A 10,991-nucleotide genomic window follows, 5' to 3' on the forward strand; every position below is an offset into this window, starting at 1 on the left:
CGGGCACGTCCCGCCAGGCCGTCCCGGTCCGGAACTTCCACACGATCCCGTTCAGGACCCGGCGGTCGTCCAACCGCTTCCGCCCCCGCAACGACTCAGGCAGCAACGGCCGAACGAACTCCCACTCGGCATCGGACAGTTCATGGCGACGAATCACGACACCATGATCCACCACTGGTGATCATTTGAAGACACTGCCTAGGGCCTGTCCGGCCCGCCCGGCCGGATTCACTCGCGGGTGACGACCCGACCTCGCAGGTGATCCTTTCGGGGCCTCTTCACGCCCATCCGGACGCGATCACATGATCATCCAGTAGGCATCCCCGACAGGCGGCATTACGCTGCGCTCATGAGCATGCTCACTCCCCCCGGAATGGGCGGAAAGTACCGCATCACAGGGGATGTCTATCCCCGGATGCGCCGCCCCCACCGTCGGCGCAGGATCATCCTCGGGGCCACCGGCGCCGTGCTCGCGCTGGGCGCGGCGGGCTGGGGAACATGGCAGCTCGTCGACGTCTTCTCCGGCGGCGACGGCAGGACCACGACCGCTGCCGGGAAGCCGACCGACTGCAAGCCCGCCCCCGGCCCCTCGGGCGCCGCCCGGGCGGCCGGCGCGCCGCTGCCCAGGCCCGCGCAGATCACCGTGAACGTCTACAACGCGACCCCGCGCGGCGGGCTCGCCAAGACGACGGCGGACGAGCTGAAGAAGCGCGGCTTCGGCATCGGGAAGGTGGGCAACGCGCCCACGGCGTACGACAAGAAGGTCCCCGGCACCGGGCTGCTGCTCGGCTCCCCCGGGGCCACCAAGGGCACCTTCTCGGTGCTCGGCACCCAGCTCAAGGGCGCCACGACAAAGGTCGACGCCCGCACCACGGCGGACGTCGACCTGATCATCGGTACCGCGTTCAAGAACCTCGACGCGAAGACGGCGGCGGACGCGGCGCTCGCCGCGCTCAACAAGCCGAAGCCGGTGCCCGGCCGCTGCTGAGCAGCTGCTGACCCCGCGGGGCCGAGGCCGGGGGTGCGATCCCGCCCGGCCACGGCCCGGGGACCGGTACGACGACCGGTACGACGACCGGTCCTACTCGGCGGAGCCGTACATGCGGTCGCCCGCGTCGCCGAGGCCCGGCACGATGTAGCCGTGCTCGTTGAGGCGCTCGTCCACGGAGGCCGTCACGACGGTCACCGGCGTGCCCGCGAGCTCGCGCTCCATGACCGCGACGCCCTCGGGGGCGGCGAGCAGCACGACCGCGGTCACGTCGTCGGCGCCGCGCCGGATCAGCTCCTGGATCGCCGCCACCAGCGTGCCGCCGGTCGCCAGCATCGGGTCCAGGACGTACACCTGGCGGCCCGAGAGGTCCTCCGGCATCCGCGTGGCGTAGGTGGACGCCTCGAGCGTCTCCTCGTTGCGGATCATGCCGAGGAAGCCGACCTCGGCCGTCGGCAGCAGCCGGACCATGCCGTCCAGCATGCCGAGACCGGCGCGCAGGATCGGGACCACGAGCGGACGCGGGTACGACAGCTTCACACCGGTCGTCGGGGTGACCGGGGTCTCGATGTCGACCTGCTCGGTGCGCACGTCCCGGGTCGCCTCGTAGGCGAGCAGCGTGACCAGTTCGTCGGCGAGCCGGCGGAAGGTCGGGGAGTCCGTGCGCTTGTCGCGCAGCGTGGTGAGCTTGTGGGCGACCAGCGGGTGATCGACGACGTGGAGACGCATGTCCCCACAGTAACCGGCCGAACGGCCGGGACTGGCGTCAACGGTCGCCGACGGGGGAAGGTGGGGGCACAGGGGAACCCTCGTCAAGGGTGGTGTGGCCGGTGCCCGACCTGGAAGAGACGCCCGATCCCGAGATCCGGCGGGAGAGCGACGCGGAGCGGCGTCGCCGCCGTGCGCAGTTCCTGCGCGAACTGCACGAGGCGAAAGCGCTGCGCGACCGGGTGCAGCCGCGCCGGGCCCGGGCGGCCCGGATGCGCCAGGCGATGCGGATGCGCACGTTCCGTTGGTGACCGGCCGTCGGTGACCGGTCGGCGATGACCGGCCGCCGGTGATCCGCTGTCGGCGACCGGCCGCCGGTGACCCGCGCGCGGACGGCGGCCGCCACCGACCCCGCATCCGTCACCCGGCCCCCGGACGGCTCCGCACCCGCCCCCTGACCTCCCCCGATGGCCGCCCCATGGCCTGCGGATGTCCGGCCGCGGGCGGGCTCGGGGACGTCCGGGGCGGGTCCGACACGCGCCCCCTCCGCGCGCCGGGGGTGCACGGCCACTTGATCCGTGCGTCGTTCAGACTGATGCACGACGCAAGAGCCGAAGACCTCTCCTGAGGCCGAGGTTTCTGTCACGATGCCGATTGGGCGGGGCATTCAGGAGCGCGCCGCCGGATCATCACACCTCTGATCAGTGGGAGAGTCAGGTGTACTTCGCCGCACTGCTCGCGCGCACCGAAGACGGGTGGGAAGCGAGCGATACAGAGCTCGACGACGTGGAGACGATGGCGGACCTGGCCGATCTGGCCCGCGAGTCCGCCACCGACGACGGGGAGACGGTGCTCGTCTACATCGAGCAGGAGGACGCGTGGTTCGCCATCGTCCGCGTCGATGGCGAGGACGACCCCCGCGTGTTCATCTCGAACGCGGCGGCCGCCGCCCGCTCCTCGTACGGGGAGATGCTCACCTCGGAACTCCTCGGCCACGACGACCCGGACGCCGAGCTCGACGCGCTCGACCTCGACGGCACCGAGGACGGCGAGCCGGAACACGTGGACGACGACGAGGACGACGACGAGACCACCGCGGACGGCTCCGTGGCGCCCGCCGGGCCGCTCGGCGAGGGCCACATCCTGGCCGACCTCGGGGTCTCGGAGAAGGCGCTGCTCGCCCTCACCGACGACGCCCTGGGCGAGATCGCCGAGGCGATCGGCGCGGCGGACATCCTGGAGACCGTGCGCTAGTGCCCCACCCAGCACCAGAAGGACCGGCGGGGCCCGGCCCGGTCACGGGCCCCGACGCGGACACGGGCCCCGCGTCGGATCCCGTCAGGGATCCCGTACCGGACCGGGCCCCCGGTCCCGTACCCGACCCCGTACCCGATCTCGTACCCGACCCCGTGACCGATCTCGTACGGGATCCCTGGCGGGATCCGATGCGGCTGGCCCTCGCCGAGGCCGGGCGGGCCGCCGCGGCCGGTGACGTGCCGGTCGGCGCGGTCGTGCTCGGCCCGGACGGCACGGTCCTCGCGCGCGGTCACAACGAGCGCGAGGCCACCGGCGACCCCACCGGGCACGCCGAGGTCCTCGCGCTGCGCCGGGCCGCGGCGGCGACCGGCGAGTGGCGGCTGACCGGCTGCACGCTCGTGGTGACCCTCGAACCGTGCGTGATGTGCGCGGGCGCGCTCGTCCAGGCGCGGGTCGAACGGGTGGTCTTCGGCGCCTTCGACGAGAAGGCGGGCGCCACCGGTTCGCTCTGGGACCTGGTCCGCGACCAGCGGCTCAACCACCGGCCCGAGGTGATCTCCGGGGTCCTGGAGGCGGAGTGCTCGGCGCAGCTGACCGCCTTCTTCCGGGATCGGTGACCGGCCGCGGAGGAGCCGCGACGGGGCCTTGAAGGGGCCGGACGGGGGCGCGTCCCGGCCGCCCCGCGCAGGGCTCAGGGACACCGATTTCTTTCCTCGGGCACCTTTGGGCTAAGCTCTCTCTCGGTAGCGTGTCCGAGCGGCCGAAGGAGCTCGCCTCGAAAGCGAGTGTGGGGAAACTCACCGAGGGTTCAAATCCCTCCGCTACCGCCATAGGAACCGCCCCGAAGCTCGGAAACGAGCGTCGGGGCGGTTTCTGTTTGCCCGTCAGATCTCCACCGGCACACCTACTGTCAGGTGCATGACAATCATGTAGGCAGAAGAAAAGGTTCGGACGGGGGGAGCGGCATCGGGGGGACAAGCCGCTCCCCCCGATGAGGACCGGCTCCGCAAGTCCTGCGCCGCAGTCAGGGGGGAAGCTCGCGGCGCGGACCCCGCAGTGAGGGCCGGTCCCAATAGCCCCGCGAATTCCTGCCAGATCCGCTGGGCTCGACATCAATACTGCTCCTCCGTCACCCTTCCGGAGGGCGGCAAAAGGCCCCGATCGACGGGCCCTTGGTCCATAAAGAACCCGTCAGTGGGGGCGGGGGCCGCTGGGCTAGACTCGGCGACCGCGCGGGGCGGCGCCCCGGCCCGCCCCCGGCGGCGGCACCACGGGCGCCACAGGCGCCACGTACGCCCGCTACGCCACGGGCAGCGGCGGGGCGGCGACGGGGCGGGCAGGCCAGGGGAGGACGGACGGAATGGCGCAGGCGAAGAAGATCGCGCTCTACGCGGTCGTGGTCTTTGTGCTGTACACGATCATCACCTCCCCCGCCCGGGCCGCCGACCTGGTCCAGGTAGGGTTCGAGGGCATATCGAGCGCCGCTCAAGGCGTCGGCCAGTTCATGACCGAGCTCGTCAACTAGCAGCGGCCCGACGCCCCGCGTCGACCGGCTGCCACGGGCTCGCCGTCACCCGACCCGGCCGGATCACCTGGGCGCCAGGAACCCCCGGGAGTGCCCGTGATCCGCCATCTGGTCCTCTTCAAGCTCAACGACGGCGTGCGGCGCGACGACCCGCGCGTGGTCGCGGGCGTCGAGGCGTTCCGCGCCCTCGGCGGGCAGATCCCCGAGCTGACGTTCTGGGAGTGCGCCTGGAACATCAGCGACCGCCCCATCGCGTACGACTTCGCCATCAACTCGGCCGTCGAGGACGCGGACGCGCTGAAGGGCTACCTGGAGCACCCGGCGCACCAGGCGGGTGTGGCCCAGTGGCGGGAGTTCGCCACGTGGGTGATCGCCGACTACGAGTTCTAGGCACCGCCCCCGCGTCGCTCCCCCACCGGTGCCCCACCGCTCCCCCACCGGTGTCCCACCGCCCTCCCACGCGCCCCCTGCGCGCCCCACCCGCGCGCCGCACGCGCTCCCTCGGGCCCCCAGCCGTTCACCGGCGAGGGGGCCCGCAGTTTTACCCGCCCAACTTGCGCTCAACACGTGGTTATACGGTGCTTGCACACAGTGGACATGTCTTGTGATGCTATGACCGCTTTTGACGGATGAGTCGACCGAAGTTGACATGAAGGGGTGGCGTGAACGTGCCGGCCAGTACAGCGCCTCAAGTCCCGCCCCAGAACGAGGCCGGGACACCCGAGTCTCCCCTCCCGAGACCCCAGAACGAGGCCGGGACGCCCGAACCTCCCCGCCCCAGACCCCAGAGCACCCGCGGCGCCGACACCCGCGCCCTCACCCAGGTGCTCTTCGGACAGCTCAAGAACCTGGAGCCCGGCAGCCCCGAGCACCACCGCGTGCGCGGCGCCCTGATCGAGGCCAACCTGCCGCTGGTGCGCTACGCCGCCGCCCGCTTCCGCTCCCGCAACGAACCCATGGAGGACGTGGTCCAGGTCGGCACCATCGGCCTGATCAACGCCATCGACCGGTTCGACCCCGACCGCGGCGTCCAGTTCCCCACCTTCGCGATGCCCACCGTGGTCGGCGAGATCAAGCGCTACTTCCGCGACAACGTCCGTACCGTGCACGTCCCCCGCCGCCTCCACGAGCTGTGGGTGCAGGTCAACGGCGCCACCGAGGACCTCACCACGGCGCACGGCCGCTCCCCCACCACCGCCGAGATCGCGGACCGGCTGAAAATCGGCGAGGACGAGGTGCTCGCCTGCATCGAGGCCGGCCGCAGCTACCACGCCACCTCCCTTGAGGCGGCCCAGGAGGGCGACGGCCTGCCCGGGCTGCTCGACCGGCTCGGCTACGAGGACCCCGCGCTCGCCGGGGTCGAACACCGCGATCTCGTACGGCATCTGCTCGTCCAGCTCCCCGAGCGCGAGCAGCGCATCCTGATGCTGCGCTACTACAGCAATCTGACCCAGTCCCAGATCAGCCAGGAACTCGGGGTCTCCCAGATGCATGTGTCAAGGCTCCTCGCCCGCAGCTTCGCCCGTCTGAGATCCGCAAACAGGATCGAGGCGTAACTGAAACGGGTAGACCGTTTCCAGGCGGTTTTCCGCCCTCCCAAATGCCGCACACCCCTTGTTTCCTGCGGATATTCGCCCTCTCCTTGTCGACAAGTCACTACAGCGTGTTGCCGACATGTGACATTCTGCAGGAACCGCGTTTGGCGCAGCCCCGCCTCCGGTATTCAGGTGGAGGCTGCGTTCCTCAGATGGTCGTGGCCGCCACGACCGTCCGCGACCTCAAGGGGGTGGCATGTCCGCAGATCAGGGCAGCTCGAAGGTGCTCACGCTCACGCCCATGCCCGTGCCCGTGCAGACGACGGCGCCGACCGCCGCGGAGAGCACCACGGCCGACCGCGCCGCGGACCTCCCGCCGGCCGGTCTCCCGTCCGCCGGTCTCCCGTCGGCCGACCTCGCGCCGGACCTCGCCCCCGACGAGATCGTGCCGCCCGCCGCCACCACCGGCACGGTCACCGCCGCGCCCGAGGCGCTCGACACCCGCACCCTCTCCCGCTCCCTCTTCCTGCGGCTGCGCGCCCTGGACGACGACGGCGTCGCCGCCGACAGCCCGGAGCGCACCTACGTCCGCGACACCCTCATCGAGCTCAACCTCCCGCTCGTGCGCTACGCGGCCGCCCGCTTCCGCTCCCGCAACGAGCCGATGGAGGACATCGTCCAGGTCGGCACGATCGGCCTGATCAAGGCGATCGACCGGTTCGACTGCGAACGCGGTGTGGAGTTCCCGACGTTCGCGATGCCGACCGTGGTCGGCGAGATCAAGCGCTTCTTCCGCGACACCTCGTGGTCGGTGCGGGTGCCGCGCCGCCTCCAGGAGCTGCGCCTCGCCCTCACCAAGGCCAGCGACGAGCTCTCGCAGAAGCTCGACCGCTCCCCCACCGTGCCCGAACTCGCCGCGGTGCTCGGGGTGTCGGAGGAGGACGTGGTCGACGGCCTCGCCGTCGGCAACGCGTACACCGCCTCCTCGCTCGACTCACCGTCCCCCGAGGACGACGGCGGCGAGGGCTCGCTCGCGGACCGCCTCGGCTACGAGGACACCGCCCTTGAGGGCGTCGAGTACCGCGAGTCGCTCAAGCCGCTGCTCGCCAAACTGCCGCCCCGCGAGCGGCAGATCATCATGCTCCGCTTCTTCGCGAACATGACCCAGTCGCAGATCGGCGAGGAGGTCGGCATCTCGCAGATGCACGTCTCGCGGCTGCTCACCCGGACCCTGGCGCAGCTCCGCGAGGGCCTGATCGCCGACTGAGATCCCGTACCGGATCCCGTACCGCATACCGGATTCCCTTCGCGAAATCCCGTACCCCGCTTCCTTACTGACACATCGTCAGCCAGACTGCGACCATGTGGCGAAGGAAGCGACCGGGACGGCCGGGGCAGCCGGGACGGCCTGGGCTCGTGGTGGTCGCGCTCTGCCTCGGCGGAGCGCTGACCGCGTGCGGCGCGGGTGACGACGGCACGGGCTACGCGGCGGTGGGCTCCGGATCCGCGCCGAACGGCGCGGTGCCGCCGTCCGGCGCCGTGACCCTGGTGCCCCTGGACCCCAAGGCGCCCCGGGGCCCGGGAGACACCTCCAGCACGTCATCCCCGTCGCCCGAGCCCTCGCCCGAGCCCGGAGCGGCGAACGGCGGTACGGCTCCGAGCGCGCCCGGCACGGCGACGGCGCCCCCTTCGGTGCCGGGCCCGCCGACGGCCCCCCGCACGCCCCCCGGCACCTCCGCCCCGGGGACCAGGCCGCCGTCCACACCCCCGACAAGACCGTCTGCTTCTTCGCCGCCGTCGACGACGAAACCGCCGACCACGACGCCCACCACCCCGCCCCCGAGCGGCCCCGCGGTGCTCGCCCTCTCCGCCCCCGTGCTCACCGACACCGACAAGCGCTGGTGCGAGAACGTCACCGTCGCCTTCCGCAACACCGGTGGTTCGGCGGCCCGTTCGGGGACGGTCACGTTCGCGACCCACGTCATCGGCGCGCTCGGCGTCGACTGGGCCACCGTCACCAGCAGTCAGCCGCTCCCGGCGCCGATCGCGGCCGGGACGACCCGCAGCCGCACGTACACCGTCTGCGTGGAGTCCTGGCGGGTGCCGCTGGGGATGCGGGTGGACACCCGTAAGGTCACGGCCGCCTGGAGCTGAGCGCTACGGAGCTGCCGGAGCGTGCAGGACGCGGGCGAGCAGGACGCGGGCGAGCAGCGCCGCGAACTCGGCCGGGTGCTCGACGCACCCCACGTGGCCACCGGGGAACTCCACCGTCGCCGCGCCCGTCAGCTCCGCGAGCCGCCGGGCCGGGCCGGTCAGCGCCGTCGCGTCGGCGCTCTGGGCGGCGGTCGTCGCCCCGAGGCCGAGGACCAGGCGTCCGGCCGCCGCCCGCAGCCCGTCGAGATCGGGCGCGGAGGAGGAGAAGGAGCACAGCACGCGCTCCAGGAAGACCGGCATGTTGGCGGCCATCCGGTCGGCCATCGGCCGGACGGCCTCCGGGAGTCCGCCGTCGTGACCGTCCGGCGCGGCGGGCGGCCGCCGCCCGTCGGGCGCCTCGCCGAACCGCGCCATGGCCGCGCCGAGCCCCCGGCCGCGCAGCAGCTCGCGCACCTCGGCGAAGTGGGCGCGGTACGGGGAGGGGTCGGCGAGCAGTTCCACCAGGGGCGGCTCATGGGCGACGACCCGGTGCAGCAGGTCGGGGTGGGCGGCGAGCAGATCGAGGGCGACGATGGCGCCGGAGCTGCTGCCGAAGACGTACGCGCGCTCGCCCTCGGGCACGACGGCGGCCAGGACCGCCCGCGCGTCCTCCCGCCACTCGTCCACCCGCTGGTCCTTCGCGGCCCCCGCCGCGGCCCCCGGCTCGTCCAGCGGCTCGTCCAGCGGGCTGCGGGAGAGCCCGCGCTGGTCGTACGACACGACCGTGAACCCGGCGGCCACCAGCGGCCCGGCCATCGCCTCGTACAGTCCGGCGTCCCCGGCCCCACCGGGCACGAGCAGCAGCACCGGCCCGCCGCCCCGCACCTCGTACCGCAGGGTGGCCCCCGGAACCTTCACCGTGCGCACCTCGCACCTCATGCGTTCCCCCAGTTCTTCGAGTTGTTCCAGTTCTTCAGCGTCTCGTGGAGGGCGCCGAGCGAGCGCGCCCAGGAGTCGGCGACGGGGCGGGAGTGCCCGAAGCCGCCGCTCAGCTCGATGTGGACGAAGCCGTGGAAGGTGCTGCGGAGCAGCCGCCCGGCGTCGGTGCTGTCGGGCTCGTCGAGGCCGTAGCCGCGGAGCATCCCGTACGTCAGCTCGACGGCCTGCCGGAACACGGCGGCACCCCCGGCGTCCTCGATCTCGGCCGGCTCGATGCGCTGCTGGGTGGCGGCGTAGCGGCCGGGGTGGGCGAGGGCGTAGTCGCGGTAGGCGTCCGCGAACGCCACCAGGGCGCTCCGGCCGGACCGCCCGGCGACGGCGGCGGCGATGGCCCGGTTCATCTCGTCCGAGGCGAGCAGCGCGATCCGCACCCGCAGTTCGCGCAGGTTGCGCACGTGCGAGTACAGACTCGCGTCCTTCACCCCGAAGCGGCGGGCGAGGGCGGAGACGGTGACCTTGTCGATGCCCTGCTCGTCGGCGAGCTCGGCGCCCGCGGCGACGAGCCGCTCGACGGTGATTCCGGCACGGACCATGCCCGGACCCCCTTCCCAGCGTTCCTCGTATCCCTAGTATCTCTAGGAAGAAACCTAGCACCTCTAGGAAGTAGGGGTGCGGCGCGGGAGGGCACGGCCCGGCGGGGACCGCCCCGGCCCGTTGCGTAAGGTGCTGACTTCCGTCGGACGTCGGAGAGATCGGTCGCGGCGCGGCCGGGAAGTGGGGAGACAGGTGCGGAAGTTCTGGGGGGTGGCCGCCGGACTCGCGCTGGTGGTCGCGGGGGTGGTCCCGGGCGGCAGTGTCGCGGCGGCTCCACCGCCCGGCACGAACCTGCAGGTGCTGAGCTGGAACATGTGCGACGTCGTGCGGTGGGGCGGCTGCGCGGAGCGCAGGACCGCCGAGAAGGTCGCGCTGCTCAAGCGGAAGGTCCAGGAGAACTACGTCCAGGCGATGCTGCTTCAGGAGGTCTGCCAGAGCACGCTGACCGAGCTGACGACGCAGCTCGGTCCGGCGTGGAGCGTGAGCTTCGCCCCGTACCACTGGTCGCAGAAGGCCGAACTGCGGGTCAGCCCGTGCGAGACCAAGCCGGGGACGAGCGAAGCGAAGGACCCTAACGACAACGTGGGCACGGCGATCGTCGCGAAGGCGGGCCTCGCGGACGCCGTCACCTACCCGACGGTCCGGCCCAGCACGAACCTGGTCCCGCCGTTCCAGTGCGCGACGGCGACGTACTTCGACGTCCGGCTGTGCGCCGTGCACGCGCCGCGCAAGGAGTCTGACCTCGACTTCCCGGCGCTCGACTACCGCGACGACTACATGCTCGCGGTCAAGGACGTCGTCGAGGACTACCCGCAGGTCGTCTTCGGCGGCGACTTCAACACCCTGCCGCCGGACGCCGGGGCCGAGCACGCGAAGGTGTGGAAGCCCGCCGAGTTGTACGGGGCGGGTCAGGGCACGCCCGGGTACGCGGAGTGCGACCAGGTGGCCGAACCGGGTGCCACCAAGCCGCGCGGCGGACGGCCCACCCACAACACCAACATCAAGATCGACTACATCTTCGGCAGCCTGCCGGGACGGTGGTGCGTGGTCGAGCCCAAGGCCGCGGCCGAGGGCGAGGCCAACCTCTCCGACCACCGCTTCATGATCTACAGCGTGGTGGCGACGGCGGCCTGACGCCGTCGCCGACCCCGGTCTCCGGGGTCGGGTCCGGTCCGGGTCCGGTGTGTGCGTCGGGGGCCGGCGGCCGGGCCGGGCCCCCCCCCCCCCCCCCCCCCCCCCCCGGGGGGGGTGAGCCCCGGGGCCCCCCCGCCCCCCCCCCCCCGACCGCGTGCCCCCCCACCCCCCCCCCCCT

The 10,991-nt window shown here is 72.5% G+C and carries 15 protein-coding genes and 1 tRNA gene; 11 read left to right on the forward strand and 5 right to left on the reverse strand.

Annotated elements, in window-relative coordinates:
- A partial coding sequence (locus tag ACIPXM_RS26105) for a transposase (RefSeq protein ID WP_362484472.1) occupies positions 1–157 on the reverse strand: 157 nt, incomplete at its 3' end.
- Between the two features lie 192 nt (positions 158–349).
- Between ACIPXM_RS26105 and ACIPXM_RS26110 the strand changes: the two genes are divergently transcribed.
- A complete protein-coding gene (locus tag ACIPXM_RS26110) occupies positions 350–988 on the forward strand; it encodes a LytR C-terminal domain-containing protein (RefSeq protein ID WP_401659879.1) in 639 nt (212 codons plus the stop codon).
- Positions 989–1,081: 93 nt separating this feature from the next.
- Here ACIPXM_RS26110 and upp read toward each other — a convergent pair whose 3' ends face one another.
- Entirely contained in the window at positions 1,082–1,717 is a 636-nt protein-coding gene (gene upp / locus ACIPXM_RS26115; protein ID WP_401659882.1) for a uracil phosphoribosyltransferase, read from the reverse strand.
- Positions 1,718–1,806: 89 nt separating this feature from the next.
- Here upp and ACIPXM_RS26120 point away from each other — a divergent pair, with 89 nt between their 5' ends.
- From ACIPXM_RS26120 to ACIPXM_RS26155, 8 genes are all read left to right on the forward strand, one after another.
- The gene (locus ACIPXM_RS26120) at positions 1,807–2,007 is read left to right on the forward strand and encodes a hypothetical protein (RefSeq protein WP_401659885.1); all 201 of its coding nucleotides are present in this window, start codon (positions 1,807–1,809) and stop codon (positions 2,005–2,007) included.
- 406 nt (positions 2,008–2,413) lie between these two features.
- On the forward strand, positions 2,414–2,950 hold the full coding sequence (locus ACIPXM_RS26125; RefSeq protein ID WP_401659888.1) for a hypothetical protein: 537 nt from the start codon (positions 2,414–2,416) through the stop codon (positions 2,948–2,950).
- Between the two features lie 191 nt (positions 2,951–3,141).
- A complete protein-coding gene (gene tadA, locus ACIPXM_RS26130) occupies positions 3,142–3,570 on the forward strand; it encodes a tRNA adenosine(34) deaminase TadA (RefSeq protein ID WP_401660367.1) in 429 nt (142 codons plus the stop codon).
- 125 nt (positions 3,571–3,695) lie between these two features.
- Positions 3,696–3,783 (forward strand) — tRNA-Ser (locus ACIPXM_RS26135).
- Between the two features lie 530 nt (positions 3,784–4,313).
- Positions 4,314–4,478 (forward strand): hypothetical protein, encoded by a 165-nt coding sequence (locus tag ACIPXM_RS26140; RefSeq protein ID WP_164986384.1) that lies wholly within the window; start codon positions 4,314–4,316, stop codon positions 4,476–4,478.
- 96 nt (positions 4,479–4,574) lie between these two features.
- On the forward strand, positions 4,575–4,868 hold the full coding sequence (locus tag ACIPXM_RS26145; protein ID WP_401659891.1) for a Dabb family protein: 294 nt from the start codon (positions 4,575–4,577) through the stop codon (positions 4,866–4,868).
- A gap of 278 nt (positions 4,869–5,146) precedes the next feature.
- Complete coding sequence (locus tag ACIPXM_RS26150; protein WP_401659893.1) at positions 5,147–6,034, forward strand: RNA polymerase sigma factor SigF; 888 nt, start codon at positions 5,147–5,149, stop codon at positions 6,032–6,034.
- Positions 6,035–6,269: 235 nt separating this feature from the next.
- Positions 6,270–7,280, forward strand: a complete 1,011-nt coding sequence (locus ACIPXM_RS26155) for an RNA polymerase sigma factor SigF (RefSeq protein ID WP_401659896.1) — start codon at positions 6,270–6,272, stop codon at positions 7,278–7,280.
- A gap of 214 nt (positions 7,281–7,494) precedes the next feature.
- On the opposite strand, the gene ACIPXM_RS26160 is transcribed toward ACIPXM_RS26155, so the two are convergent.
- Positions 7,495–7,842, reverse strand: a complete 348-nt coding sequence (locus ACIPXM_RS26160) for a hypothetical protein (RefSeq protein ID WP_401659899.1) — start codon at positions 7,840–7,842, stop codon at positions 7,495–7,497.
- Between the two features lie 25 nt (positions 7,843–7,867).
- Here ACIPXM_RS26160 and ACIPXM_RS26165 point away from each other — a divergent pair, with 25 nt between their 5' ends.
- Complete coding sequence (locus ACIPXM_RS26165; RefSeq protein ID WP_401659901.1) at positions 7,868–8,167, forward strand: hypothetical protein; 300 nt, start codon at positions 7,868–7,870, stop codon at positions 8,165–8,167.
- 3 nt (positions 8,168–8,170) lie between these two features.
- On the opposite strand, the gene ACIPXM_RS26170 is transcribed toward ACIPXM_RS26165, so the two are convergent.
- Positions 8,171–9,064: an alpha/beta fold hydrolase gene (locus ACIPXM_RS26170; protein WP_401659903.1), complete on the reverse strand. Its 894-nt coding sequence runs from the start codon at positions 9,062–9,064 to the stop codon at positions 8,171–8,173.
- A 17-nt stretch (positions 9,065–9,081) separates the two neighbouring features.
- Positions 9,082–9,678 (reverse strand): TetR/AcrR family transcriptional regulator, encoded by a 597-nt coding sequence (locus ACIPXM_RS26175; protein WP_401659906.1) that lies wholly within the window; start codon positions 9,676–9,678, stop codon positions 9,082–9,084.
- A 193-nt stretch (positions 9,679–9,871) separates the two neighbouring features.
- Here ACIPXM_RS26175 and ACIPXM_RS26180 point away from each other — a divergent pair, with 193 nt between their 5' ends.
- Entirely contained in the window at positions 9,872–10,813 is a 942-nt protein-coding gene (locus tag ACIPXM_RS26180) for an endonuclease/exonuclease/phosphatase family protein (protein ID WP_401659909.1), read from the forward strand.
- Positions 10,814–10,991: the final 178 nt, after the last annotated feature.

Origin of the sequence: Streptomyces sp. NPDC090025, from assembly GCF_044748125.1 — a bacterium.
GTDB lineage: Bacteria > Actinomycetota > Actinomycetes > Streptomycetales > Streptomycetaceae > Streptomyces.